Here is a 25,918-nt window from a genome sequence, read left to right as displayed (position 1 = left end):
ATGAACAGCCGGCAAATGTATGAAATGATCAAGGAACGTCTCGCAACTTATCCGCACTGGACGTTCCACTTTGATGCCAAACAAGACACGATGCGCATCGAAGACCGCCGCACGAAAAAAGGGGTGACGATCTCGCTTCCCGGCGTGATCGCCAAGTGGCACGAACAAAAAGACGAAGCGGTGCGCGAAATCATTTATTACGTGGAAGAAACGCTGAAAACGATGGAGGAAGCGGCAACGCTTTCCGGAAACGAACGGAACATTTATCCCGTCATTCGCTCGACGTCGTTTCCGACGGAAACGAAAGAAGGCGTTCCGCTCCTTTATGATGATCATACGGCGGAAACGCGCATTTACTACGCGCTTGATCGAGGGAAAACGTACCGCTTGATTGACGAACGAATGATCGAGAGCGAGCGATGGAGCCGCGACCGGGTGAAAGAGATCGCTCGTTTTAACGTTCGCTCGCTGCCGACGCCGGTCAAAGAAGACCGCGTCGCCGGCAACGTGTTTTATTTTGTCAACACGAACGACGGCTATGACGCGAGCCGAATTCTCAACGATGCGTTTTTGGCCGAAATGCACAAGCGCATCGAAGGAACGATGGCGTTGGCCGTTCCGCATCAAGACGTGCTCATTCTTGCCGATTTGCGCAATGAGATCGGCTACGATGTGCTCGCGCAAATGACGATGAGCTTTTTTGCCGGCGGCCGCGTGCCGGTCACGGCGCTGTCGTTTTTATACGAAAACGGCAAACTCGAACCGATTTTCATTTTAGGAAAAAAACGGAGAACGTAAATAAGGAGGAGTCAAGCGATGAACGTGTTCTACAACCGCGAAGGGATCGGCGATGTGCTGCTCGTATCGCTAAAGCCGACGGCTGACGAGGAGCGGGCGTTTACAAAACAAGGAGACGTCGTCCGCATCGTTTCTGAGCGCACCGGCGAGCCGGTCGGCTATAACATTTTTTCCGCTTCTTCCTACTATCCGTTTTCAGGAAACGGCCCGCTGGAAGTGAACGAGGAACTCGTCGGCATCATCAATGATATTTTGGCGAAAAACGGCTGTGATGACCAGATTGACGCGGACTTGTCGCCGAAATTTGTCGTCGGGTATGTGAAGGAAAAAGCGAAGCATCCGAACGCTGACAAGTTGAGCGTCTGCCAAGTCGATGTCGGCGATGAGGTGCTGCAAATCGTCTGCGGGGCGCCGAACGTCGCCGAAGGGCAAAAAGTCGTCGTCGCGAAAATCGGCGCGGTCATGCCAAGCGGTCTCGTCATTCAAGAAAGCGAGCTGCGCGGCGTCCGGTCATCGGGCATGATTTGCTCGGCGCGTGAGCTCGGATTGCCGAACGCTCCGCAGGAAAAAGGCATTTTGGTGCTTTCCGACGAGTACGAAGTCGGTCAACCGTTTCGTTTTTAGCAGGCGGTGAACGAACGTCACTGGAAGTTCCGGTGGCGTTTTTTCCCGTCTTTTCCCAGCAGCAACCAAGCGGGGCAAGCGGCTCGGAACGGGTCACCGGACCGGCGTTCGGCCCCTAGGAAGAAAGCGTGGAATGAATCGATGAATTGGTGGAAACGATGGCTTCGTTTTTGGACAGGCGAGGAAGAGAGGGAAGAGAGCGGGGCGCCCATTCGTCGCCTTCCGTCGGCGGGAACGTTTGACGAGGGCGAGGCAAGCGGTGGCGATCGATATCCGCAAGGCCGTTTTCGTTTCCCGCTCATTCCGGATGATCCGTCTTCCGAAAGGCGGGAGGCGCCGCAGCGGCCCGAAGGAGAAGAAGTCCGGAACAATGCCAACCATAAGCGAGCGGGCGGTGCGATGAGAAGAGAAGGGGAAAAGCGGCCGTTCCGACCGTCCGATGTGCCTTCTCCCGTTTTTGGCTATCATAAGCAGAAACGCGAACAACAGGAAGCGGCGGAGAAGCGGAACGCGGTCTCCTTGGCGCCGGAACGGGAAAGCGCTAGGCTGCGGACAGCGCTGGAACGCGGAAACGTTCGGCCGGGTGGGCCGTCGACCGCGGCGGAGGAAACCGAAGCGGACAAAAGCGCCGGCTCGCGTCGCCAGCCGCCGAACGAGATGAACGATGGGAGCGCCAAACCGTCTAGCGACACCGGAACGCGATGGCGCGCTGCGGAGTTGGGGGAGTCGGCAGTCGAAGAAGCCGTTCCGAACGCGGATCGGGCTCCGACGGAAGAACGGCTCGATGACAGCGGCGGCAGTGCGTTCGCTGGCGATGACAGCGGGCCGCTTGCCGAGCGAGCGGCGGGCTGCCAGAAGCCGGCGGCGCACCAAGGGAACAGCGATACCGGTTGCGGTCGAGCGTCATTGGTCCCCTCCTTTCACCGTCATCAAATCGGGAACAGCGACATCGGTATCGATCGAGCGGAAGCGGCGCCGGTGACTGAGCCGCCGGCGGCCAACGGAGCGGAGGAGGCGGCGCATACGTCGGCGCAAACGGCGGCGGAACAGGGGGACAGCCAGCGCTTATGCGGCGCTGAGCCGACCAAGTCGCCGACTGCCGAAGGGAAAGCGGACGGCGAAGAAGACGGGCGGCTGCCGCAAGCGGAGCCGGAAGAAACGGCGGCACCATCGCAGGAGAACGATCAGGGTGGCGAGCCGGCGGCCGTTTCTTCCAAAGTGGAGCGGATCCGCATCCCGTATAATGTCATCATGTTGCAGCAGGACCGGCGCAAGCTGGCTGAGAAGACCGCTTCCAGCCCGAACCGCTATCGCCGGCCGCCGCTTGCACTTCTTGACCCTCCGGCGGAACTGGACGTCCGCGATGAGCAATGGCTGGCGGAACAGTGCGCCCGTCTCGCCCGGACGTTTGAAAGCTTCCATATTGGCGCCAACGTCGTCGGAGCGACCCAAGGGCCGACCGTCACCCAATTTGAAGTGCAGCCCGATTTAGGGGTGAAAGTGAGCAAAATCACCAGTTTGCTCGATGACATCAAGCTCAGCTTGGCGGCGGAAGACATCCGGATCGAAGCGCCGATTCCCGGCAAGCGGACGATCGGCATCGAAGTGCCCAACCCTGCGAGCCGTCCGGTGCGTCTGCGAGAAATCCTAGAAAGCAGCGCCTTCCGCGATCGCCATTCACCGTTGACCGTCGCGCTTGGACTCGACATCAGCGGCGCGCCGGTTGTCACGGATATTCAAAAAATGCCGCACGGATTGATTGCCGGAGCGACCGGCTCGGGCAAAAGCGTCTGCATGAACGCCATGCTGATCAGCATGTTGTATAAAGCCGCCCCTCATGAAGTCAAATGGCTGTTGATCGATCCGAAAATGGTCGAGCTCGCTCCGTACAACGGTTTGCCCCATTTGCTCAGCCCGGTGATCACCGAGGCGAAGGCGGCAGCCGGAGCGCTCAAATGGGCGGTCGGCGAGATGGAGCGGCGATATGAACGGTTTGTCCATGCCGGCGTGCGCGACATCGAAAAGTACAACCGCCATCTTCGCGAAGCCGGCGACGGTGAGCCACCGCTGCCGTATATCGTCATCGTCATTGACGAGCTCGCCGATTTGATGATGGCCGCTCCGGCCGATGTCGAGGAATCGATTTGCCGGTTGGCGCAAAAGGCGCGCGCGTGCGGCATTCATTTGCTGATCGCCACCCAACGGCCATCGGTCGATGTCATTACTGGGTTGATCAAAGCGAACATCCCGACGCGCTTGGCGTTTTCCGTCTCTTCCCAAGTGGATTCGCGCACCATTTTGGATGCGAATGGGGCCGAGCGGCTGCTAGGGCGCGGTGATATGCTGTTTTTGGAAAATGGATCGGCCAAACCGATTCGGCTGCAAGGCTGTTTTATTTCCGATGAAGAAATCGAGCGGGTGACCGCGCATGTAAAGGCGCAGCAAAGCCCTTCCTACCTGTTCAGCCCGGACGATTTTCGCCAAGCGGCGACGTTTGGCGAAGAAGATGACGATTTGTTCGACGAAGCGTGCCGGTTTGTCATCGCGCAAGGCGGGGCATCGACGTCGAGTTTGCAGCGTCACTTCCGCATCGGCTACAACCGCGCCGCCCGATTGATCGAGATGATGGAAGAGCAAGGGCTGATCTCTGAAGCGCGCGGCAGCAAACCGCGCGAGGTGTTGATGAGCGAGGAAGAATGGGAGCGCCGGCGCGGGCAAGGCGGCTAAGCGCGGACCGATCAAGGTAGTGTTTTGGCCGGCATCATGCTATAATGGGAAAATGAAACGACCGGCACAGCCGGATGAAAGAAATGGCAAAACGAGTGTGCGATCATATACTGTCTTACAGAGAGACGATGGTTGGAGGGCTTAGCGATGACCGTTTACCATTTTGTTGGCATTAAAGGCACGGGGATGAGCGCGCTTGCCCAAGTGCTTCACGGCCTTGGCCATACCGTGCAAGGATCGGACGTGGAAAAATGGTTTTTTACGCAGCGGGCGCTTGAGGAGCGGGGCATTCCGATTTTACCTTTTTCGAAAGACAATATTCGCCCGGGCTGCATCGTCATTGCCGGCAACGCGTTTCCGGATACGCATGAGGAGATTGAGGCGGCCCGCGAGCTCGGCGTTCCTGTCATCCGTTACCATCGCTTTTTGGGCGAGTTGGCCAGCCAGTTTACAAGCGTTGCGGTGACCGGTTCGCACGGAAAGACGACAACAACGGGGTTGCTCGCTCATGTGATGCAAGGAGCGCATCCAACGTCGTATTTAATCGGGGACGGAACGGGAAAAGGGGAGCCTGGCAGCCAATACTTCATCTTTGAAGCGTGCGAATATCGCCGGCATTTCCTATCCTATTTTCCAGACTATGCAATCATGACGAATATTGATTTCGACCATCCTGATTATTTCGCCAATATTGACGATGTGTTTTCGGCGTTTCAGGAAATGGCGAATCAGGTGAAAAAAGCGATCGTCGCCTGTGGAGACGATCCGTATTTGCCGAACATTCAAGCGAAAGTGCCGATGTTGTTTTACGGGCTTGGCGAAGAAAACGACTTTCAAGCGCGCAACATCGTGAAAACGTCGGACGGGATGGCGTTTGACGTGTTTGTGCGCAACACGTTTTTTGCTTCGTTTGCCATTCCGCGCTTCGGCACTCACAATGTGCTCAATGCGCTTGCCGTCGTCGCCCTTTGCCACTATGAGGGAGTGGAGGCCGAGGTGATCGCCAAAGGGCTGCAAACGTTCCAAGGAGTGAAGCGCCGGTTCAGCGAAAAGACGGTCGGGCGCCAAGTGCTCATCGATGATTATGCCCACCATCCGCGCGAGATTACGGCGACGTTAGAAGCGGCTAGGCAAAAATACCCGGGGCGTGAAGTCGTCGCCATTTTCCAGCCGCATACGTATACAAGGACGCAAACGTTTTTGCGCGAGTTCGCCGAAAGTTTGCGGCAAGCCGATCACGTGTATTTGTGCGACATTTTCGGCTCGGCGCGCGAACATGAAGGCAAGTTGACGATCCGCGATTTGCAGGCGGAAATTCCCCGTTCACATCTGCTCGCGGAAGAAAATGTCGCCGTGCTCAAGCGACATCAAGACGCGGTGCTGGTGTTTATGGGCGCCGGTGACATTCAAAAATTCCAGCAGGCGTATGAGCGGGTCGTTCTTTCCGCCTGACGACCGTCAAGCAAGCGGGCCAAGGAGGGGAAGGCCCGCTTCTGTTTCAAGTCGAACCCATTAGGGTAAAAAGACAGAAGAGGGGAGGAAATGGAGTGGAGTGGATGTTGTATGCAAGCCTCGCTGTCGTGGCGCTCGCCTTTGCGCTTTTGGCCGTTTACATAGCGAAAACGCTGACGGTGTTGCAGGAGACGCTCCGGCGCTTAACGGAAATGATCGGCCATACGGATGAGCAAGTGCAAGCGGTGGCGGGGGAAATGCGCCAGCTTTTGCAGACGGCCAACGGGGTTGCCCATGATGTGCAAAAAAACGTCCACGCCCTTTCCGGGGTGGTGGAAGCCGTTGGGGAAACCGGGGAGGCGCTGAAATTGGCCAATCGCGCCCTGCGCCAGACGGCGGCCACGCTTTTGCGCGCGGCCGATTCATCGAAAATGAAATGGTGGGAAACGCTGCAAAAGGCAAATGTTTTCCGCAAACGATGGGCAAAATGGAGAAGAAAACAATCAGGCAAGGAGGTTGAAATCAATGGGCAAAGACAATAACTTTTTGCTTGGCGCACTGGTTGGCGGTTTGGCCGGCGCGGCGGCGGCGTTGTTTTTGACGAGCGAAAAAGGGCGGAAATGGCTCGCCGAATGGGGCGATCAAGAAGCATGGAAGCCGGTCAAAGATACGGCGACCGACTTTTTGACAACGGCGAAAGAAAAAACGAAAGAAGTGGCAGAATACATCCCGATTAAAGCGAACGAAATGGTGTCGAATGTCGGTGCGGCCACAAAGGAAGCAGCCGCCAACGCCAAACAAAGACTCAAAGAAACGGCCACTCAAATGAAACATACGGCAAAAGAAATGATGACCACGGTGGAAAAAACGATCAGCGAAACGGCGCCGCGCGCCAAACAGGTCGCAGATCGAGCCGCCAAGAAGGTGGAACAAGCGGCGGATGAGGTGGCGGCGCAGGCGGGAAATGCCGTTGACAACGTGGCGAAGATCGCCGAAAACATAAAAGACGTGGCGGCGTCAGGAAACATTGACCGCGACACGCTCCAACGCCTTCTGAAAGAAGCGGAAACGGCCTTGGATGATGCCGAGAAAAACGTGAAGCCGCCGAAAGAAGGGGAGAGCTATGGGCATGGAGAAGCTGGAGACGATCGAACAGTTTGAACGCCTCAAGAGTGAAACGGGCCGCTTTTTGTTCGTCAAGCACAGCCTGACCTGCCCGATCAGTCGGGCGGCGTTCCGCGAATGCGAAACGTTTGCGGCCGACCATCCAGAGCTGCCCGTATATTGCTTGTACGTCCAAGAGGCGCGCCCGCTTTCCAACCATATTGCCGAGACGACCGGGGTGAAGCACGAGTCGCCGCAAGCGTTGCTGTTTGAAAACGGCCGCGTCGTTTGGCACGCCTCGCATGGGAACATCACGTACGCGACGCTAGAAACGGCGGCGGGAAGCTGATTTCTTCAGACGAGCGGACGGCTATTGTCGCCAGCACGGGATGAACGAGGCTGGCGGTGGCCGGCCGCTCGTTGTTTGACGCACAAAGCAAGTTCCTTCACAATCGCCGGCTGTCCGGCGCTTGTCTCGCCAAGCTCGTCTACCCTCGTTTTTTTGTTTTTTACTTTAATGCTTAAAAGCGTTTAATTAAAAAAGCATTTTTTTCGTGACAACGATGCGGCTATCGATTATAATAAACACTAATTATAAAACTCCGTTCGCCATGACGGGGGTGCCGCTGGGCGGCGCAATGATGCACGATATTGGGAAAGGATGAGGGAAGCATGAGCAATGACAGATTAGACGAGTTGCGGGCGCGCGTGGACGAGATCAACTTGCAGCTGCTGAAGCTGATCAATGAACGGGGGCGGCTCGTTCAGGAAATCGGCAAAATCAAAGAGGCGCAAGGAACGCACCGCTATGACCCGGTGCGCGAGCGGAAGATGCTCGACCTCATCTCCGAGCATAACGACGGGCCGTTTGAAACGTCGACGCTGCAGCACATTTTCAAGGAGATTTTCAAAGCGGCGCTCGAACTGCAGGAGGACGACCATCGGAAAGCGCTCCTTGTCTCGCGCAAAAAACATCCGGAAAACACGATCGTCGAGATCAAAGGGGAGCGAATCGGCGACGGCAGCCAGTATTTTGTCATGGGGCCGTGCGCGGTCGAAAGCTATGAGCAGGTCGCCGCTGTCGCTGCCGCGGTGAAGAAGCACGGCATTAAATTGCTGCGCGGCGGCGCCTACAAACCGCGCACCTCGCCGTACGACTTTCAAGGGCTCGGCGTGGAAGGGCTGAAAATTTTAAAACGGATCGCCGATGAATTTGATTTGGCGGTCATCAGTGAAATCGTCACACCGGCGGATATTGAAACCGCCTTGGATTATATCGATGTCATCCAAATCGGCGCGCGCAACATGCAAAACTTCGAGCTGCTCAAGGCAGCTGGTCAAGTAAACAAGCCGATTTTGCTCAAGCGCGGCTTGGCGGCGACGATCGAAGAGTTTATCAATGCCGCCGAGTACATCATGTCGCAAGGAAACGGGCAGATCATTTTGTGCGAGCGCGGCATCCGCACGTACGAGCGGGCGACGCGCAATACGCTCGACATCTCGGCGGTGCCGATCTTGAAGAAAGAAACGCACTTGCCGGTGTTCGTCGATGTCACCCATTCGACCGGGCGGCGCGATCTGCTTCTCCCGTGCGCCAAAGCCGCCTTGGCGATCGGCGCCGACGGCGTTATGGCCGAAGTGCATCCCGATCCGGCTGTCGCCTTGTCCGATTCCGCCCAGCAAATGGACCTTGCCCAGTTTGATGAGTTTATGCGGGAAGTGCGCGCCTTCCAGCGCCAGTTTGTTCAAGCGTAACGCCGCTCCCCCGGCTTGCGCCGGACAGGGTCCGCCGAAAAAAGCCGTCCATTTGATGGGCGGCTTTTCTCATGCCCGGCGATTGTTTGGGGAAAGCTACCTGTGAACGGTCGTTTGTGAACCAATCCGCTGTTTCCGCCCGTTGTTGTCAAGCGGCGCTGTTCGTGAACGGTTTGTGAACAAACCGGCAAAATGGTTGCGATTTCGTTGCGAGTTGGCGATAATGTATCGTATGATAGGTGTACATACATTCGGAATTCACCGGGTATCGGATCGAGTAAAAAGGAGTGAACGGAATGACCGTAACGATTTACGATGTGGCCCGTGAGGCGAACGTTTCGATGGCGACCGTTTCGCGCGTCGTCAACGGAAACCCGAACGTCAAACCATCGACAAGGAAAAAAGTGCTTGAAGCGATCGAGCGGCTTGGCTATCGCCCGAACGCTGTGGCGCGCGGCCTCGCTAGCAAAAAAACGACGACGGTCGGGGTGATCATCCCGGATATTTCGAGCATCTTCTTCGCCGAGCTGGCCCGCGGCATTGAGGACATCGCCACGATGTACAAATACAACATCATTTTGAGCAACTCCGATCAAAACAAGGAAAAGGAGCTGCATTTGCTCAATACGATGCTCGCCAAGCAAGTGGACGGCCTTTTGTTTATGGGCGGGACGATCACCGAGGAGCACGCCGCCGAATTTCAAAAGTCGTCCGTGCCGATTGTGCTGGCGGCGACGATGGGGCCGGAGGAGATTCCGTCGGTCAACATCGACTATGAGCAGGCGGCGTTTGAAGCGGTGACGTATTTGTTGGAAAAAGGGAACCGCCGCGTGGCCTATGTGACAGGGCCGACCGACGACCCGATCAACCAGCGGAAGTTGGCCGGGTATCGCCGGGCGCTTGAGGAGCGCGGGGTGTCGTATGATGAAGAGCTCGTCATCGAGGGCGACAACTCGTACGACTCGGGCTTGGAGGCGTATGAAAAAATCGCCGAGCTTGCCGAACGGCCGACGGCGGTGTTTGCAGGCACTGATGAAATGGCGCTTGGCATCATTCACAGCGCCCAAGACCATCGGGTGCGCGTGCCGGATGACTTGGAAGTCGTCGGCTTTGATAACACGCGATTGGCGACGATGGTGCGGCCGCGGCTGACGACCGTCGTCCAGCCGATGTATGACATCGGGGCGGTGGCGATGCGGCTGTTGACGAAGTATATGAACAAAGAGCCGGTTGACAACCATATCGTTGTGTTGCCGCACCGACTCGAGGTACGCGAGTCGACGAAATGACAAAACGGCTGATTCCACGCCTAGACGCGTTCGGAATCAGCCGTTTTCGTTCGCGGGGGCAAAAAAGATTCGTTCCGCTCTTTTGCCAAGCGGGATGTTTGCCGATCGTGAAGGCCGTTGGCTTTCAACCAGCCTCAGAAGTCTTCATCCCAAGCGCCGGCGCGAAGCCGCGCAGGAAAGGAGGAGGCGCCGTTCGCCCGGCGAGCGGGGCGGACCGCCAGCTGCTGCAGGCGTCCGGCGTTGGGGCTGTCGGCCGCGGCCGCGTTCAGGACATCGCCGCGTCCGCTTTGCCGCCTAACATACGGCTACAGCTGGTTCGAATGGGAACGGCGGATGAACGACAACGCCTTTTCCACCGTATGGGCGTTTTTCTCGTTAATTTCCGCTCGGCGCGGAATGGGCGGGTACAAATCATCCGGGTCATCCCACTCGAGCGGCAACGCGACGGGTGAAAGCGGTTGCCATCGTTCGCGCCAAGCGGCCGGCAATGGGCCGAACACATCGGCTTGATCGGTCATCTCCAGCCAAAGGAGGGCCCATGCCCGCGGCACGACGCGCCAGATGTCATAGCCCCCGCCGCCGACGGCGATCCAGCGTCCGCCGCAATATTCATGAGCGATTTGATGCGCAAGTCTTGGAATGACCCGATACGTTTTCATCGTCACCGACAAATGGGTGAGCGGGTCATAGTAATGGGCATCGACTCCGTTTTGCGTCACGATGACGTCGGGACGGAAAAAATCGGCGATTTCCCGGAGGGCGGTCGTGTAGGCGGCCAGCCATGATTCATCTTCCGTAAACGCGTCGACCGGGATGTTGAACGAATAGCCATACCCCGCCCCATGGCCTCGTTCGTTGACATTTCCCGTCCCTGGAAACAAGTAGCGGCCCGTTTCATGAATCGAGAACGTGCAGACGTTCGGATCATCGTAAAACGCCCATTGCACCCCGTCCCCGTGATGGGCGTCGGTGTCGACGTACAACACGCGCAGCCCGTATTTTTCCCGGATATATTGAATGGCGACCGCGCTGTCATTGTAGACGCAAAAGCCGGACGCCTTGCCGCGAAACCCGTGATGCAAGCCGCCGCCAAGGTTGAGCGCGTGCTCCACCCGCCCGGACAGCACGGCGTCGACGGCGGTGAGGGTGCTGCCGACCAACAGAGCGCTCGCTTCATGCATGTTTGGAAACACCGGCGTATCTTCTGTGCCGAGGCCGTAGTTGAGCGCCACCGTCTCCGGCAGTTCGCCGCGCCCAGCTGCTTTGACCGCCGCAATGTACGAACGGTCATGAATGAGCGCAAGTTCATCGTCTGTCGCCATGCGCGGGGCGATGATATGTCGATCATCCAAAGCGCCGAGCGTGCGCAGCAAATCATGCGTCAGTTTGACCCGCAGCTGGTTGAACGGGTGGTCGTCATGAAATTTGTACTGAAGAAAATCCTCGCTGTAGACAAAGGCGCAGTTTTGGCTCATGACGTAACCCCCGGCAAGTTCGGCCATAGCACGTGATAGCCGGCGTTTTGCAAGTCGCGGATCAACGGCAGCGGGTTCATCGTCTGCACGCGGAAGACTAAAATTTTGTCGTTCGGGTCCGGGTCCGGGTACAACAGGACGCTGGCGATGTTGACATGGCGCTCGCTGATGATGGCCGCCGCTTTGCTGAGCATTCCGGCTTCGTTCGGGACTTTAATTTCGATTTGCGATCCCGGCTGATGCACGCCGGTCAGTTCCACGAACGTGCGCAACAAATCCGTCTGCGTAATGATGCCGACGAGTTTTCCGTTGTTGACGATCGGCAGGCAGCCGATGCGGTGTTCGTAAAAGAGCGCGGCCACTTCCTCGACAAAGTCGAGCGGATGGCCGACGATGACGTCGGTGTTCATGATGGAGCCGACCGGTTTTTGCAGGTCATCGAGCTGTTTATGAAGATCGTCAATCGGCGGGCTGGCGCTGCGCAAATCGCGGCTGGTGACAAGCCCGATCAAGCGCCCTTCGTCATCGACGACCGGCAAATGGCGGATGCGGTGCGTTCGAAGCAGCTGCAGCGCCTCAGCGATCGTGTTCGCGGCGCGGAGCGTAACGACCGGCGATTTCATGATTTGCTCAACAAGCATCGTTTCCCTCTCCCTTTATGAGGCTGGTGATTTAGTGCAAAAACGACTGATTCCGCTCATTTCTCAATTAGAAAAACCTTGCAGAATCCGCTTTCTCTTCTGAATGAAAACGCCGCCGATCGGCGTGTGACAGCGGTTTTTCACCGGCTTTTTAGGTATCCGATATGTTAGTACATGTAGCGGTTCATAAACCGAAGCCGGTCGAACCGTTGGATTGATTCGGCGTCGACCCGTTTGCCGATGCGGACCATCAAGCAGTTCGCCGGATGCGAGCAAATTTCCGGGTCGTCGGTCGCATACCAGACAAGTCCGCCGGCGTTCATCATTTTCTCCATCACTTTTCGGTATTCCCACACGTTCAGCCCAGTGCCTTTTAGATCCCAATGCCAATAATATTCGGTTGTAATGATGATGTAGTCTTCCATGGCATCGTCCATCATCGAGACGATCAGCAAATTTTTGCCGACGCCAAACCCGCGAAACTCGGGGATGACTTCAATGGCGCCCAGTTCAAGCAAATTTTCCATGTTCCCTTCCGACCACCGCTCGAGCGGGTCGGGATACAAAAACGTCACATAGCCGACGATCGTTTCGCCGCGGCGGGCGATAATGATGCGCCCCTCGGGAAGATGGGCGATGTCGATGAGCGCGCGGTGCTGTTTCTCGGGTTGGCGAAAGGACGTCAAATCATGGTGAAACGCATAGCGGGCCAACGCTTCCGGCGTCACTGGCCCTTCGATGAGCAGCGTTCCTTTTGGTGTTTTCAGCTCTTTGGCATTATACGTTTTTCGATGCTCCATTCGGTCACCACCTGAATCGATTGTTCTGCTTCCATTATACATGAAAACAAGGATGAAAACGCTATCATAACAGGCGATTCAAAAAAAATTCAAAAAGCGAGGACGAGGAATATTTTAAAAATTGAGAAACTGTGAACGATCCACTATAATAGAAATGTAATCACTTACATAGGGGGGATCGGAGAATGAAGACGGAACTGTTGCCAGCCGTACAAGGGGATTACAACTTGAAAAGCTATGAGGACACATATCCCCATTTTCAATGGTCGGAAGCTGAGAAAGCATTTTCTTGGTATGAAACGGGACGAGTCAACATGGCGTACGAGGCGATCGACCGCCATGCCGAATCGTTCCGCAAGAATAAAGTGGCGCTTTACTACCGCGATGCGGTTCGGAATGAAAAATATACGTTCAAAGAAATGAAGGAGCTGTCCAACCAAGTAGCGAACGTGTTGAAACAGACGGCTGACATTCAAAAAGGCGATCGCGTGTTTGTTTTTATGCCGCGTTCTCCGGAGCTGTATTTTGCCGTTCTTGGCATCATCAAAACCGGCGCTATCGTCGGACCGCTGTTTGAGGCGTTCATGGAAGGCGCGGTGCGCGACCGTCTCGAAGACAGCGGGGCGAAAGCGATCGTGACGACGCCGGAGCTGCTGCCGCGCGTGCCGGTCGGTGACCTGCCCGAGTTGAAATACGTCTTTTTGGTTGGCGACGGCATTGTCGAGGAAGGGCCGTACATCGATTTGAAAACGCGGATGAAGGAAGCGAGCAAGCACTTTGACATCGAATGGGTCGACCGCCAAGACGGCTTGATTTTGCATTACACCTCCGGTTCAACCGGCAAGCCGAAAGGTGTTTTGCACGTCCATAACGCGATGATCCAACACTATCAAACGGCGAAATGGGTGCTCGACTTAAAAGAGGACGACATTTATTGGTGCACGGCCGACCCGGGCTGGGTGACCGGGACGTCGTACGGCATTTTCGGCCCATGGCTGTGCGGAGCGTCCAGCGTCGTCGTCGGTGGCCGGTTCAGCCCGGACGCTTGGTATCAAACGATTCAAGATTTCGGCGTCACCGTTTGGTACAGCGCGCCGACGGCGTTCCGCATGCTGATGGGCGCCGGCGATGAGATCGTGAAAAAATACGATTTAAGCTCGCTCCGCCACATTTTGAGCGTCGGCGAGCCGCTCAACCCGGAAGTGATTCGCTGGGGGATGAAAGTGTTTGGCCGCCGCATCCATGACACGTGGTGGATGACGGAAACAGGGGCGCACTTGATCTGTAACTATCCGTGCATGGCCATCAAGCCGGGATCGATGGGGAAACCGATTCCGGGCGTTGAGGCGGCGATCATCGATGACCAAGGCAACGTCCTGCCGCCGTATCGGATGGGCAACTTGGCCATCAAAAAAGGTTGGCCGTCGATGATGAAAACGATCTGGAACAATCCGCAAAAATATGAATCATATTTCATCGGCGACTGGTACGTCTCCGGCGATTCGGCCTACATGGATGAAGACGGCTACTTCTGGTTCCAAGGGCGCGTCGATGATGTCATCAACACGTCGGGTGAGCGCGTGGGGCCGTTTGAAGTCGAAAGCAAGCTCGTTGAGCATCCGGCGGTGGCCGAAGCCGGCGTCATCGGCAAGCCAGACCCGGTGCGCGGCGAAATCATCAAGGCGTTTATCGCGCTTCGTGAAGGGTACGAGCCGTCTGAGGAGCTGAAAGAGGACATTCGCCAATTTGTGAAACAAGGGCTCGCTGCCCATGCGGCGCCGCGCGAGATCGAGTTCCGCGACAAACTGCCGAAAACGCGGAGCGGGAAAATTATGCGCCGCGTCTTAAAAGCGTGGGAGCTCAACTTGCCGACCGGCGACTTGTCGACGATGGAAGACTGAACATTTGCTAGACGGCTGGTGAAAAGCGGTTGTTTCTTTTCGGCAATGGGGGAGCGTTTGAAAGACGATTCCGATGCGACAAAGCTTTTCTATTTGAGAAACAGGCTTGATAAGCGACTTGCTCCCTTAAATCACCAGCCTCCTAGAGCGGGCTCAAGAAAAGGATAAAGCAAAGAATAAGGGCGAGCTGAAGCGCACCGTTGCAATTCGAACGGGGCCACACCGAGTGAAACAAACGGGGCGAGTAGGGTCGAACAAAAAATGAGGGAGGGTGTCCCAACGGGGTCGGGACACCCTCTTTATTTACTAGATACGAATCGGCTGTTTCTGTTGGCTGTTGTGCTCCTTTTAGGAAGCTGGTGATGTAATCGTGGATACAGCTTTACAACGAAGGGATCAGTCGGCATCCGTCCCTTCCTCGGCCGCTTCCGAATGGGGAGGAGTGTCGTTCTCCGCCCCGTCCTCGGCGGCCGGAGGTGCGGGTCGTTCAGCCGCCGGCCGCGAAACGAGATTGGATGGCGCCGATTCTTGGCCGGCGATGTCCACTGCCGTGACATCGTACGATGCCCCGGGTTCGAGCGCGGAAAACGCCGTCGGCTCCCCGGCTTTCACCACCGCCACTACGCGCCGCGCTCCGCCATCGTCCACTCGGTAGACGCGATACCCGATGACATCGCGTTCGCGGTGGGGCGTCCAGACAAGGGTGTGGCCATCAAGACGCGCGGACGGAGGGGCGGGCGGATGGCCGTTTTCTTTGAGCACCGCAGCGGTGAAATCCATTCCGTCCCAGTCGTCCTCCGCCACTCCCCAAGCGGCGAGCAGCTCGGACTGGACGATGACTCCGTGGGTGACAAACTCCTCTGGCGTCGTCGCCAACGCTAAGTAGCGGCGTCCGTCAATGACCACGAGCCGGCTTTCCGTCAAATCGGCGCCGCTCCCTTCTTTGGGCGCAAAGCGCGTATTGTACAAATCGTAGCGGACAAGCCCGGCTTTTTGGCACGCCTCCGACGGGCTGAGGCCGGTGGCGGCGCAGTAGGCGCGCCGGACGATGCCTCCGGGCATGGCAAACCGCTCCCGCGGAGCGATGAGCTTCGGATGAACCCGATAGGCGGCGTTCATGAACTGCGCCCACAACAGTTGGGTACGTTTCCCATAGGAAAGTCCTTTATAATACGTTTCCAGCGGCGCCGGCCGGTCGTAGCCGATCCAAACGCCAAAGGTAACGTTCGGGTTGACGGCGACAAACCACGAATCGCGGTTGGCTTGCGACGTGCCGGTCTTGCCGGCCCAGTCGGCGGAAAACGCTAAATAGCCGGGCAGTGAAGACGCCGTTCCGCCATGGAGCACATCGCGCATCATGTCGATCATCAAGTACGATGTTTGCGGGGAAAAGACGGAAACGGGCTTGCTTTGATGTTGATAGACGACGGTTCCGTTCTTGTCAACGATTTTTTCAATCATATAGGCATCGACAAACGTGCCGTAGTTGGCGAACGTTGCGTAGGCGTTGACGTTTTCTTCGACGGTGACGCCGACGTTTGTTCCGCCGATCGCTAAGGCCGGATGGCTTTCCTCTTGCTTGGCAACGCTGGTGATCCCCATTTTGTGCAAATAGTCGACCGGGTCGCGATGCTGAATTCGCATGTAGGCGCGAACGGCTGGGATGTTGAACGATTGCTGCAAGGCATAGCGCGCCGTGACGAGCCCGTGCGTTTTCCCATCCGCGTTTTTCGGCTTGTACGAGCCGATGGACAGCGGAAGGTCAGGGATGATGGTAGCGGGCTGGACGATGCCCATTTCCATCGCCGGTGCGTACACCAAGAGCGGCTTCATCGTTGAGCCGTTGGATCGGTGCGCTTGGGTGGCATGGTTCAGCTGTTCGCGCTTATAGTCGCGCCCGCCGACAAAGCTGAGGATTTTGCCGGTTTTGTTTTCGATGAGCATCGCCCCGACTTCCACAGGCTGGCGATGGGCGATCGTTTTGCCTGTTTGTTTGTCTTTCGCGTAATAGACGTTGTCGTTGCCATAGTATGGATAGCGGGCGGCGATGCGCTGCATTTGCTCATACAGGTCCTTGTCGATCGTCGTGTAAATTCGGTATCCGCCTTGGCGCAGCGCTTTCTCGGCTTCACCGACGTAGCGCTGGAACAGAGAAGGGTTGCGCTTCAGTTTGGCCGGTTGGTGGCCGTCGCGCTTAGCGAGCACCTCCGCTAAAATGTCTTTGGCTCGCCGCTCAATTTCCATGGTCAAAAACGGATACTGCTCGAACGGCGAGGGCTTCGGAGCGGCGAAATGCTTGGCGACGTCGTATGCCAGCGCCTCGTTGTACTGCTTCTCGGAAATGTAGCCGGCGCGTTTCATCCGGTAGAGCACGGTTTTCATCCGCCGCAGTCCGGCCGAAATGTCCGGTTTGACGCTGCCGTCTGGCGCAAACGGCGTATAGACGAACGGATTTTGCGGCAAGCCGGCCAAAAAGGCGGCTTGGGCGAGGTTGAGGTCTTTGGCGTTAACGCCAAACACTCCTTGCGCGGCGGCTTGAATGCCGGCGATGTTCCGTCCCGAGGAACTGCGGCCGAACGGCACGACGTTCAAATACGCCTCTAAAATTTGTTGTTTGGAAAAAAACGTTTCCAATCGCAGCGCCAAGAGCATTTCTTTCGCTTTGCGCTCAAACGATACTTCGTTGGTGAGGAGCTGGTTTTTGACGAGCTGCTGCGTAAGCGTGCTGCCGCCGCTTTTGATCGGCGAGTTGGTCAGCTCCTGGAACATGGCGCGGATGACCGCTTTCGGAACGACCCCGTGATGCTCGTAAAAATGTTCATCTTCGGTAGCGATGATGGCTTGCACAACATACGGGGAGACATTAGACAGCGGCACCGCCTCGCGGTCGAGGTCGGACCGGAAGCGCCCTAAATAGACCCCATTGGCAAAATACATATGGCTCGTTTCCTCGTAACTGGAAATTGCGCTGTACATGCTCTCGCGTGAAGGGGCGTCCATATCTTTGACCAAAAACGCGAAATAGCCCGCGCCCGCGCCGACAGCAAAGCAGGCGAGACAAAGCAGGGCGACGAGCAACGCGAAGACGGTGTTCCAAACGAGGCGGTAAGTACGTGAAAAATAATGCCACGTTTTTTCCAAAGAAAGTGGAAACGGCTGGTGTTTCATGACGGCCCCCCTATCTTGGCCAATCGGTGTTTCTATAAGTATACCATACCGATGGCGGCTGTTGTGGAATTTTGCCGTTTTTTCGCTGCTGAAGACGAAAAAGGACGCAAATTTTGGTCGGGGCGTTGCGTGCACCCGGTTGACATGGAGCGCCACATATGGTAAAAGAGAGTATAGCTTCATCATGACAAAGCCATGACGGGAACAAGTAGCGGCTGTCTCCCTGGTGCAGAGAGCTGGCGGGCGGTGCGAGCCAGCCCAAAGGCAGGCGTGAATTACCTCCCTGAGCAGCGATGGCGAACGGTTTCGTTTTTTGCGGTCGGGTCAAACGAGGCATCGGCTCCGTTTTGCGACGGAGCTGGCGCGGAGGACCACGCCGCTGGCGGCCTAGTAGCCATTGGCCGGCATGCGCCGTTACCGAAATGAGCGAGAAAGCCTATGGCTTTCTAAGTAGGGTGGTACCGCGATGAACACTCGCCCCTTCATACAGGGCGGGTGTTTTCTTTATGTAGAACATTCCATAGAGAGGTGAAGGACATGGATTTGCTTGCAGAATTGCAATGGCGCGGGCTCGTCAACCAAACGACGGATGAAGACGGGCTCCGAGCGCTGCTGAACGAGGAAAAAGTGACGCTTTATTGCGGGTTTGACCCGACGGCCGACAGCTTGCACATCGGCAACTTGGCCGCCATTTTGACGCTGCGCCGTTTCCAACAGGCGGGCCATCAACCGATTGCGCTAGTCGGCGGGGCCACTGGATTGATCGGCGATCCGAGCGGGAAAAAAAGCGAGCGCACGCTCAATGCCAAAGAGACGGTCGAAGCGTGGAGCGCCCGCATCAAAGGGCAGTTGGAACGGTTGTTGGACTTTACGGCTGTAAACAACCCGGCGAAAATGAAAAACAATTACGACTGGATCGGGCCGCTGGATGTGATCTCGTTTTTGCGCGATGTCGGCAAGCATTTCAGCGTCAATTACATGCTCGCCAAAGAATCGGTGCAGTCGCGCATTGAAACCGGCATTTCGTTCACCGAGTTCAGCTACATGATGCTGCAGGCGTATGACTTTCTGAAGTTGTACGAGACGGAAGGCTGCCGCCTGCAAATCGGCGGGAGCGACCAGTGGGGCAACATTACGGCCGGGCTGGAACTCATTCGCAAAACGAACAGCGAAGCGAAGGCGTTCGGCTTGACGATTCCGCTTGTGACAAAGGCGGACGGGACGAAATTTGGCAAAACGGAAAGCGGCACGATCTGGCTCGATCCCGAGAAAACGTCGCCGTACGAGTTTTACCAGTTTTGGATCAACACCGACGACCGCGATGTGATCCGTTACTTGAAGTACTTTACGTTCCTGTCAAAAGAGGAAATCGAGGCGCTTGAGCACGAGCTGCGCGAGGCGCCAGAGAAGCGGGCGGCACAAAAAGCGCTGGCTGAGGAAGTGACAAAACTCGTGCACGGCGAAGAGGCGTTCAAGCAAGCCGTTCGCATTTCCGAGGCGCTCTTTAGCGGCGATATTGCGAAGTTAACGGCGGCGGAAATTGAACAAGGCTTCAAAGATGTGCCGTCATTCGTTCATGAAGGAGGCGACGTTCCGCTCGTCGAGCTGCTTGTCGCCGCCGGTATTTCGCCGTCGAAACGGCAAGCGCGCGAAGACGTCCAAAACGGCGCCATTTATGTGAACGGGGAGCGCATCCAAGACGTGGGCGCCGTCCTGACCGCCGCGCATCGCTTGGAAGGGCGCTTTACCGTCATCCGCCGCGGAAAGAAAAAGTATTATTTGATTCGCTACGCGTAAACAAAAAGATCCGAAATGCTGATGCATTTCGGATCTTTTTTGCGCCTTAACGCGAGTAGAACTCAACGATGAGCGCTTCGTTGATTTCCGCCGGCAGTTCGGAGCGCTCCGGCAGGCGGGTATACGTGCCTTCCATTTTTTCCGGATTGAACGTCAAGTAATCCGGAATGTAATTGCTCGCTTCGATCGCTTCTTTAATCACTTGCAAGTTGCGCGATTTTTCGCGGACGGCGATCGTTTGCCCCGGTTTGACGCGGTACGACGGGATGTTGACGCGGCTGCCGTCAACCAAGATGTGGCCATGCGTCACGAGCTGGCGAGCTTGGCGGCGCGTGCGGGCCAACCCTAAGCGATAGACGAGGTTGTCCAAACGCGACTCGAGCAAAATCATGAAGTTTTCGCCGTGTTTGCCCGGCATTTTGCCCGCTTCATCGAACGTTTTGCGGAACTGGCGCTCGTTCACGCCGTACATATGGCGCAGCTTTTGCTTTTCTTGCAGCTGCAAGCCATATTCCGACAATTTCCGCCGTTGGCCAGGGCCGTGTTGACCTGGCGGATACGGGCGTTTTTGCAATTCTTTCCCCGTGCCGCTCAACGAGATGCCAAGGCGGCGGGAAATTTTCCATGTTGGTCCGGTATAACGAGCCATGCACTGCTCCTCCTTATGCTTTTATTCCCGTAAAATAAAAGCAGATGTGCGCCAACAATTATGGCCATTTTGTTTTCATGCATCCTCGCTCTCGCAGCTAAGAGTTACGCGATGCACCTCGACGGGAAGCCGAGGAACAAAATGGTCCATAAAGGTGAGCACAAAGGCTGCTATATTTTACACAAAGGCTATTATATGATTTTTTGCACACAAAGTCAACATTTTGTTTTCCCTTTTTCCGGTTTCTATGATATAATAAAAGATGCAATTTTTAGAAAAAATTCGCTTATATCTATTGACAATGCCAATTTAGGTGGAAAAGATGATGAGCATGGAAGAGATGAAGCGATATGAATCATTTAAACAAAAATTTTTCCACTGGTTTTTGGCGTTTCCTGACGACGAACCGTTTCTGGCGGCGGCCGACGAGCTGCTCGCGCTGTTGAAAGAGGAGATGGGGCTCGAGCAAGCCGTTTTTTATTTGTTCGATCCGGAGCGGGCGGCGTTTTATCCGGAAGCGTCCGCCGGCGGGGCGATGGGAGCGGGGGTGGTGGCAGCTGACGGAGGGCAGGAAATCGCTTTGCTCGATGGCGGCTCGCATGAGAAAGCTAGGCTCTTTTTTTCGCTTCCGGACGGAACGCCGGTGTTGCTCGAGCTGACATACCGCAAAGACCGCGCCATCGACCAACCGCTGCTCCAGGCGGTGCGGGCCGATTTTGCTGATTTGTTCGGCAAACTCGCCGCCATGCTTCAAGGGGAGGGCGAAGAAAAGCGGTACGGGCAGCTGCATCGGTTTGCGGCGAAAATCCATTCCTCCATGCGCATTGATGACGTGCTCGAGGAAATTATCCGCACGCTGCAAAACGTCTACCCATCGTTTACATACTATCTTCTCTTGTCGCACGACAACCACCTGCGCGATCATTTGCCGATCAAAGTGCTCGCTTTGGATGAAGGCGAAGGACAAACTGCGGCGTTGCGGGCGTTTTTGACCGGCCAAGTGCAGTGCGACGAGCTGGAAACGCCGCGCCGTTCCGTGTTGTATGCGCCGATCAAAGGAGTTCAGGCCGTGTATGGGGTCATCCAAATTATCGCGCCGTATGCGGCCCCGTTTCCGCAGCGGGAGGTTCGTTTTATTTCCTTGCTTGCCGGAACGGCGGGCAGCGCGCTCGAGAACGCCAAATTGTACGAGCAGTCGCGTCGGCTCGTGGCCGACTTGCAGCTCATTAACGACACGATGCGCCAGCTGAACGCCCGCATGCGCCTGCACGAAGGCATTGAGTACATGGTGTCGCAAATTCGCCAGTCGTTTGGCGCCGATGAAGTCGGTTTTTTCTTGTTCGCGGACGGCCGGCGGGAGCTGTTGCCGGGAAGCACGCCGTTTTTTTATGAAGAGCGGTCGGCGATGTACGTCAAATGGGTGGAAGAGCGGCGCCGGGATGGACAAGATATTTTGTTTGCCGGTGATGCATGGGCGTCTTCCCTTACGCCGTTCCGCTCGATCATGGCCGCGCCCATGCAGCAAAACAAGGAAACGAAAGGCGTTTGCATCGCGTTGGCCCGCGAGCCGTACCGATTTACGTTTGAGATGTTCAAGCTGCTCGAGTCGCTCGTGCAGCATTCGACATTGGCGTTTATGAACGCCATTTTGCGCGAGGAACTGGAAAAGCTCGTCGTCACCGATTATTTGACGAAGCTGTATACACGCCGTTATTTGGACGAGACGATTCAAAAGTCGATGGAAACGGACGGTTCGGGGGCTTTTTTGCTGATTGATATCGACAATTTTAAGCAAATCAATGACTTGTACGGCCATCAAATCGGTGATGAGGTGTTGATCCGCGTGGCTGAGACGGTTCGGGCTAGCGTTCGTGAAAGCGATGTGGCTGCGCGCTGGGGCGGCGAGGAGTTGGCGGTGTATTTGCCGAATGTCCATCTCGCCGATGCTGTGGCTGCGGCTCGCCGCATCACGGAAAAAGTAAGGCAACATACGGCTCCCGCGGTGACGGTGTCATGCGGCGTTTCTTGGTGGGGGCGGCGCTTTGGCGACAATGCGAAACAGCTGTTCAAACAGGCGGACAAGGCCCTCTACCGGGCGAAAGAGATGGGAAAAAACTGCATTTTCGTTTATGACGGCCGTCGCTTGTATAAGGCGTAAAAAAAGGAATCCGAGCGGATTCCTTCTTTGTGTCCGCCGCTCGCGTTCGCCCGCTTGGCGTCAAGCGGAGACGAGCGCCGCGACAAACTGCTCCAAATAGCGGCGATCGACGTCATCAAAGCGGTTTTTGATCGGGCTGTCAATGTCTAAGACGCCGATGACGCGGCCGTCCTTGATGAGCGGCACGACGATTTCCGACTGGGACGCCGCGTCGCAGGCGATATGGCCGGGGAATTGGTGCACGTCGGGGACGACGACCGTCCGCCGCTCAGCCGCGGCCGTGCCGCATACCCCTTTGCCGAACGGGATGCGCACGCACGCCGGAAGCCCTTGGAACGGTCCGAGCACCAGTTCGTCGCCGTCTGCCAAATAAAACCCGACCCAGTTGATCTGCTCAAGAAACTGGTTGAGCAAGGCGGCGGCGTTCGCCAAGTTGGCGATGAGATTCGGCTCCCCGGCGATGAGCGCCTTCAACTGTTCGATCACAAGCGTATAGTTTTCTTCACGGGTGCCGTTGTAAGCCATGCGATGAAACATAAGGCTGCCTCCTTTTTTCATTTTGGCTCATTGTATGACGGGGCGCCGCCGTTGTCAACGAAAAGCGCTTCGCGGTCCATGGCGTCTCGCCCTTGGTGAAGGTCGGCGGCGCAATGGGCGTCCGAACCGTAGACGATCGGGATGCCTCGCCGCTGCGCTTCGGCCATGATTTGGATGGGCGGATACGGTTCTAGACAAAGCGGTTTGGCCAAGCCGGCTCCGTTGCCATCGAGTTCGCCGCCGAACCGCTCGATGTCATCGAGAATCGCCACCATCCATTCCGTCATCGGCTCGGGGCATGGAAAGCGGCGTTGGAATTTGCGGACGAGCGTCATGTGCCCGATTCGTTTCGGCTTATAGCGGCCGAGCTCGGCGCGGATCGATTGGCGCACGGTTTCGTAGTACGCACGATGGACGCGCTCTACCGAACCGAACAGGCGGATGATGTGGGCGAACATGTCCGCGCTGTAATCGATGCATACATACTGTCCGCGGCAAGGCAAAAAATGGACCGATAAAATGCTGTCATCGAGCAGAGGACCGACTTCATCCAGCATTCGAGCGGTCTCCTCTTCGAAACCGGGGATGAAGTCGACCTCGAGCCCCACGCGAATCGTAATGTCGTTTCGATAGCGCGCCTTGATGTCAGAGACTGCGGCCAAATAGCGCTCCAGCTCCCGGCTGTTCATCGCGCTGTCCCGCTCCGGCGTCGGATCGATAAACCGCTCCGGCAGCGGGGCATGCTCCGTAAATGAGATGTCGGTATAGCCGAGCACAATCGCCTGCTCCACGTACCGCTCCAGCGGGTCGCTGCTTCCGTGCGGGCAAAACGGCGTATGAATATGTCCGTCGCGCATGGCGGGTTCCCCCTTTCCTTCTTCACGCATCATCGCAAAAAAATTGAAGATTCCTGTAAAAAAAATAAAAATTTTGGTCAAAAAATGTCGTTAACATGGTATCATAAAAACATTGAAAAAGATATAGTCTTCCTGTTTTCGGCTCGTTTGTCTGATGTGAGTAGGTTGAATGCAAGGGGGCATCAACGGATGGAAATAGCTTGGATTGTTCTGCTCCTCAGCGCGGGGGCGATCATATATAACCAGTGGCAGCGGAAGCGAATGTACCGGGAAATCGACCGTCTGGAGGAATGGAAAATCAGCTTGATGAACCGGCCGGTGCCGGACGAGCTGGCGAAAGTCAAACAGCTGAACATGACCGGGGAGACGGAGCAGCTGTTTGAACGGTGGCGCCAGCAATGGGACGACATCGTGGCGGTCAAGCTGCCCGATGTGGAGGAAAAGCTGTTTGATGCGGAGCAGTTGTTGGATCGATACCGCTACCGGCGGGCCGCCCGACTGCTCGAACAGATTGAGGACGATTTGCGCCGCCTCGAGGGGGAGGTGCACGGGATCATCCATGAAGTCAACGAACTGATTGGCAGCGAAGAGCAAAGCCGCGTGGAAATCGAAGAGCTGCGCGCGCTCCATCGCGAGGCGAAAAAAAACTTGCTCGCCTACCGTTATACGTTTGGGGCGGCGGCCGATCCGCTTGACGCCCGTTTGACGGAGGCGGAGCGGCAATTTCAGCGGTTTGCCGAGTTGACCGAAGCCGGCAACTATTTGGCGGCGCGCGATGTCGTTCTTGCCTTGAAGGAAGAGCTCAGCCGCCTTTCCGTCATGATGGAAGACGTCCCGGCGCTGCTTGGCGAATGTCAAACATCCCTTCCAGCTCAGCTGGCCGAGCTCGCTGACGGCTATCGCGAGATGGAGCAAAGCGGGTACATTCTTGACCATTTGCAGATGGAGCGCACGCTGCAAGAAAAGAGGGAGAAAATCGATCAATGCCTAGCGATGATCGGCGAACTGCGCGTCGAGGAAGCGAAGGAAGCGGTCAGCGAACTGAAGGAGGAGCTTGAGGCGCTGTACGACTCGTTAGAAAACGAAGTGCTCGCTCATCAATACGTCCAAACCGAGATGCCGCGCATCGGCGGCATGATTGCCGAGCTGGTCGCCGAAGCGAAAGAAACCGAGGCCGAAGCGCTGTTCGTCCAGCAAAGCTATCACTTGTCGCCAAGCGATCTTGACAAATACCGGAGCATCGAAAAACAATTGCATCAGCTACAAAAGCGGTTCCTTCTTCTTGAAGGGCGGGCCGCCGAGGCGAAAACGGCGTATTCGCTCCTGAAAGAAGAGCTCGATCAGCTTGTCGGGCAAATGAGCATGATGAAAGAAGAGCACGAGCAGTTCCGGACGATGCTGCAAACGCTGCGCAAAGATGAATTGGTCGCGCGCGAAAAGCTTGACGACATGAGAAAAAAACTGGCGGAGGCGCTCCGTCTCGTACAAAAAAGTCGGCTCCCCGGGTTGCCTGAGCCGTACTCGCTGGAATTGGCCGAAGCCAAACGGCGCTTGCAGACCGTCGCCGCCCGCCTCGATGAAAAGCCGTTGGATATGGCGGCCGTCGATCGGGCGATCGAAGAGGCGAAGACGGCGGTCGGGCAGCTGTATGAACGGACGATCGGGATGATTGAGCAGGCGACGCTCGCCGAGCGGACGATTCAATACGGCAATCGTTACCGCCGCCGCTATCCGTCCGTGCGGAAAAAATTGGAGGAAGCGGAATCGCTGTTCCGGCATTACGAGTACGAAGAAGCGCTGCGCCAAGCGGTGGCGGCTGTGGAGGACGTCGAACCGGGGGCGTTTGACCGGGTGCAGCGCCTCTGGCAGGAGGACAGCGGCCGCGAATCGTAAAGAAAAACCCGATAAATGTCGGTTTCGACCGATATTTATCGGGTTTTTGGCGAATAATGTAAATGGGCATTTCCGCCTTCTGGAAGGCTGTGGCAAAGGGCTTGATTCCGAACGGGGGCAAACGGCGGGGGAAACGGTTGATTCGGCCACAGAGGGCGCCGCACGAAGGGCAGGAACGGTCAGCGGCGGGGGAAACGTGCCGTCATCCCGAACCGGTCTTTGGCTGCACGAACGACAAAATGACGCGATCGCGGAACGGCGTCTTCTCATCCCGAGCTCGCCGGAATGTTCGT

At 56.5% G+C, this 25,918-nt stretch carries 21 protein-coding genes and 1 other annotated feature; of the genes, 14 read left to right on the top strand and 7 right to left on the bottom strand.

Annotated elements, in window-relative coordinates; translation table 11 throughout:
* The 9 genes from ACTVIM_RS13665 (at position 1) to ccpA (ending at position 9,749) form a co-directional block, all read left to right on the top strand.
* Positions 1–798, top strand: coding sequence for a DUF1444 domain-containing protein (locus ACTVIM_RS13665; protein WP_445612910.1), 798 nt, complete (start codon positions 1–3; stop codon positions 796–798).
* Positions 799–816: 18 nt separating this feature from the next.
* Entirely contained in the window at positions 817–1,422 is a 606-nt protein-coding gene (gene ytpR / locus ACTVIM_RS13660; protein ID WP_445612909.1) for a YtpR family tRNA-binding protein, read from the top strand.
* A 141-nt stretch (positions 1,423–1,563) separates the two neighbouring features.
* On the top strand, positions 1,564–4,149 hold the full coding sequence (locus ACTVIM_RS13655; protein WP_445612908.1) for a DNA translocase FtsK: 2,586 nt from the start codon (positions 1,564–1,566) through the stop codon (positions 4,147–4,149).
* 147 nt (positions 4,150–4,296) lie between these two features.
* A complete protein-coding gene (gene murC / locus ACTVIM_RS13650) occupies positions 4,297–5,601 on the top strand; it encodes a UDP-N-acetylmuramate--L-alanine ligase (protein WP_445612907.1) in 1,305 nt (434 codons plus the stop codon).
* Positions 5,602–5,705: 104 nt separating this feature from the next.
* On the top strand, positions 5,706–6,143 hold the full coding sequence (locus ACTVIM_RS13645) for a DUF948 domain-containing protein (protein ID WP_231559903.1): 438 nt from the start codon (positions 5,706–5,708) through the stop codon (positions 6,141–6,143).
* Positions 6,127–6,762, top strand: coding sequence for a hypothetical protein (locus ACTVIM_RS13640; RefSeq protein ID WP_445612906.1), 636 nt, complete (start codon positions 6,127–6,129; stop codon positions 6,760–6,762). Before ACTVIM_RS13645 ends, ACTVIM_RS13640 begins: the two co-directional genes overlap by 17 nt.
* Positions 6,725–7,054 carry a bacillithiol system redox-active protein YtxJ gene (ytxJ, locus tag ACTVIM_RS13635; RefSeq protein WP_144975944.1) on the top strand — a complete coding sequence of 110 codons (330 nt, stop codon included), beginning with the start codon at positions 6,725–6,727 and terminating at the stop codon, positions 7,052–7,054. Before ACTVIM_RS13640 ends, ytxJ begins: the two co-directional genes overlap by 38 nt.
* Before the next feature lie 323 nt (positions 7,055–7,377).
* Positions 7,378–8,460, top strand: a complete 1,083-nt coding sequence (locus tag ACTVIM_RS13630) for a bifunctional 3-deoxy-7-phosphoheptulonate synthase/chorismate mutase (RefSeq protein WP_033021961.1) — start codon at positions 7,378–7,380, stop codon at positions 8,458–8,460.
* 296 nt (positions 8,461–8,756) lie between these two features.
* Positions 8,757–9,749 (top strand): catabolite control protein A, encoded by a 993-nt coding sequence (gene ccpA / locus ACTVIM_RS13625; protein WP_033021960.1) that lies wholly within the window; start codon positions 8,757–8,759, stop codon positions 9,747–9,749.
* A gap of 305 nt (positions 9,750–10,054) precedes the next feature.
* On the opposite strand, the gene ACTVIM_RS13620 is transcribed toward ccpA, so the two are convergent.
* From ACTVIM_RS13620 to ACTVIM_RS13610, 3 genes are all read right to left on the bottom strand, one after another.
* Positions 10,055–11,224: an acetoin utilization protein AcuC gene (locus tag ACTVIM_RS13620; protein WP_033021959.1), complete on the bottom strand. Its 1,170-nt coding sequence runs from the start codon at positions 11,222–11,224 to the stop codon at positions 10,055–10,057.
* Entirely contained in the window at positions 11,221–11,865 is a 645-nt protein-coding gene (locus ACTVIM_RS13615) for an acetoin utilization AcuB family protein (protein ID WP_144975940.1), read from the bottom strand. The genes ACTVIM_RS13620 and ACTVIM_RS13615 overlap by 4 nt, the downstream gene beginning before the upstream one ends.
* Before the next feature lie 167 nt (positions 11,866–12,032).
* Positions 12,033–12,665, bottom strand: coding sequence for a GNAT family N-acetyltransferase (locus ACTVIM_RS13610; protein ID WP_033021955.1), 633 nt, complete (start codon positions 12,663–12,665; stop codon positions 12,033–12,035).
* A gap of 185 nt (positions 12,666–12,850) precedes the next feature.
* Between ACTVIM_RS13610 and acsA the strand changes: the two genes are divergently transcribed.
* The gene (acsA, locus tag ACTVIM_RS13605) at positions 12,851–14,566 is read left to right on the top strand and encodes an acetate--CoA ligase (protein WP_445612905.1); all 1,716 of its coding nucleotides are present in this window, start codon (positions 12,851–12,853) and stop codon (positions 14,564–14,566) included.
* A 396-nt stretch (positions 14,567–14,962) separates the two neighbouring features.
* Here the strand turns inward: acsA and ACTVIM_RS13600 are convergent, their stop codons facing one another.
* On the bottom strand, positions 14,963–17,734 hold the full coding sequence (locus ACTVIM_RS13600) for a transglycosylase domain-containing protein (protein ID WP_445612904.1): 2,772 nt from the start codon (positions 17,732–17,734) through the stop codon (positions 14,963–14,965).
* Between the two features lie 186 nt (positions 17,735–17,920).
* Positions 17,921–18,219, top strand: a binding site (T-box leader).
* 52 nt (positions 18,220–18,271) lie between these two features.
* Here ACTVIM_RS13600 and tyrS point away from each other — a divergent pair.
* On the top strand, positions 18,272–19,531 hold the full coding sequence (gene tyrS / locus ACTVIM_RS13595; protein WP_445612903.1) for a tyrosine--tRNA ligase: 1,260 nt from the start codon (positions 18,272–18,274) through the stop codon (positions 19,529–19,531).
* A gap of 46 nt (positions 19,532–19,577) precedes the next feature.
* Here the strand turns inward: tyrS and rpsD are convergent, their stop codons facing one another.
* Positions 19,578–20,180 (bottom strand): 30S ribosomal protein S4, encoded by a 603-nt coding sequence (gene rpsD / locus ACTVIM_RS13590; protein WP_033844357.1) that lies wholly within the window; start codon positions 20,178–20,180, stop codon positions 19,578–19,580.
* Between the two features lie 141 nt (positions 20,181–20,321).
* Between rpsD and ACTVIM_RS13585 the strand changes: the two genes are divergently transcribed.
* Together ACTVIM_RS13585 and ACTVIM_RS13580 are read left to right on the top strand one after the other, a co-directional pair.
* Positions 20,322–20,534 (top strand): hypothetical protein, encoded by a 213-nt coding sequence (locus ACTVIM_RS13585; protein ID WP_445612902.1) that lies wholly within the window; start codon positions 20,322–20,324, stop codon positions 20,532–20,534.
* Entirely contained in the window at positions 20,506–22,338 is a 1,833-nt protein-coding gene (locus tag ACTVIM_RS13580; RefSeq protein WP_445612901.1) for a diguanylate cyclase, read from the top strand. The genes ACTVIM_RS13585 and ACTVIM_RS13580 overlap by 29 nt, the downstream gene beginning before the upstream one ends.
* Positions 22,339–22,398: 60 nt before the next feature.
* Here ACTVIM_RS13580 and ACTVIM_RS13575 read toward each other — a convergent pair whose 3' ends face one another.
* On the bottom strand, positions 22,399–22,875 hold the full coding sequence (locus ACTVIM_RS13575; protein ID WP_445612900.1) for a GAF domain-containing protein: 477 nt from the start codon (positions 22,873–22,875) through the stop codon (positions 22,399–22,401).
* Positions 22,876–22,892: 17 nt separating this feature from the next.
* A complete protein-coding gene (hisJ, locus tag ACTVIM_RS13570) occupies positions 22,893–23,732 on the bottom strand; it encodes a histidinol-phosphatase HisJ (RefSeq protein WP_445612899.1) in 840 nt (279 codons plus the stop codon).
* Positions 23,733–23,921: 189 nt separating this feature from the next.
* Between hisJ and ezrA the strand changes: the two genes are divergently transcribed.
* Entirely contained in the window at positions 23,922–25,625 is a 1,704-nt protein-coding gene (gene ezrA / locus ACTVIM_RS13565) for a septation ring formation regulator EzrA (RefSeq protein WP_445612898.1), read from the top strand.
* Positions 25,626–25,918: the final 293 nt, after the last annotated feature.

It is taken from the genome of Geobacillus sp. YF-1 (assembly GCF_052692335.1).
This window is presented reverse-complemented; position numbering and strand designations above follow the sequence as displayed.

Coding starts and splice junctions, on each gene's coding strand:
- ACTVIM_RS13665 (WP_445612910.1), top strand. CDS start 1: ATGAACAGCCGGCAAATGTATGAAATGATCAAGGAACGTCTCGCAACT.
- ytpR (WP_445612909.1), top strand. CDS start 817: ATGAACGTGTTCTACAACCGCGAAGGGATCGGCGATGTGCTGCTCGTA.
- ACTVIM_RS13655 (WP_445612908.1), top strand. CDS start 1,564: ATGAATTGGTGGAAACGATGGCTTCGTTTTTGGACAGGCGAGGAAGAG.
- murC (WP_445612907.1), top strand. CDS start 4,297: ATGACCGTTTACCATTTTGTTGGCATTAAAGGCACGGGGATGAGCGCG.
- ACTVIM_RS13645 (WP_231559903.1), top strand. CDS start 5,706: ATGTTGTATGCAAGCCTCGCTGTCGTGGCGCTCGCCTTTGCGCTTTTG.
- ACTVIM_RS13640 (WP_445612906.1), top strand. CDS start 6,127: ATGGGCAAAGACAATAACTTTTTGCTTGGCGCACTGGTTGGCGGTTTG.
- ytxJ (WP_144975944.1), top strand. CDS start 6,725: ATGGGCATGGAGAAGCTGGAGACGATCGAACAGTTTGAACGCCTCAAG.
- ACTVIM_RS13630 (WP_033021961.1), top strand. CDS start 7,378: ATGAGCAATGACAGATTAGACGAGTTGCGGGCGCGCGTGGACGAGATC.
- ccpA (WP_033021960.1), top strand. CDS start 8,757: ATGACCGTAACGATTTACGATGTGGCCCGTGAGGCGAACGTTTCGATG.
- ACTVIM_RS13620 (WP_033021959.1), bottom strand. CDS start 11,224: ATGAGCCAAAACTGCGCCTTTGTCTACAGCGAGGATTTTCTTCAGTAC.
- ACTVIM_RS13615 (WP_144975940.1), bottom strand. CDS start 11,865: ATGCTTGTTGAGCAAATCATGAAATCGCCGGTCGTTACGCTCCGCGCC.
- ACTVIM_RS13610 (WP_033021955.1), bottom strand. CDS start 12,665: ATGGAGCATCGAAAAACGTATAATGCCAAAGAGCTGAAAACACCAAAA.
- acsA (WP_445612905.1), top strand. CDS start 12,851: ATGAAGACGGAACTGTTGCCAGCCGTACAAGGGGATTACAACTTGAAA.
- ACTVIM_RS13600 (WP_445612904.1), bottom strand. CDS start 17,734: ATGAAACACCAGCCGTTTCCACTTTCTTTGGAAAAAACGTGGCATTAT.
- tyrS (WP_445612903.1), top strand. CDS start 18,272: ATGGATTTGCTTGCAGAATTGCAATGGCGCGGGCTCGTCAACCAAACG.
- rpsD (WP_033844357.1), bottom strand. CDS start 20,180: ATGGCTCGTTATACCGGACCAACATGGAAAATTTCCCGCCGCCTTGGC.
- ACTVIM_RS13585 (WP_445612902.1), top strand. CDS start 20,322: ATGGTCCATAAAGGTGAGCACAAAGGCTGCTATATTTTACACAAAGGC.
- ACTVIM_RS13580 (WP_445612901.1), top strand. CDS start 20,506: ATGAGCATGGAAGAGATGAAGCGATATGAATCATTTAAACAAAAATTT.
- ACTVIM_RS13575 (WP_445612900.1), bottom strand. CDS start 22,875: ATGTTTCATCGCATGGCTTACAACGGCACCCGTGAAGAAAACTATACG.
- hisJ (WP_445612899.1), bottom strand. CDS start 23,732: ATGCGCGACGGACATATTCATACGCCGTTTTGCCCGCACGGAAGCAGC.
- ezrA (WP_445612898.1), top strand. CDS start 23,922: ATGGAAATAGCTTGGATTGTTCTGCTCCTCAGCGCGGGGGCGATCATA.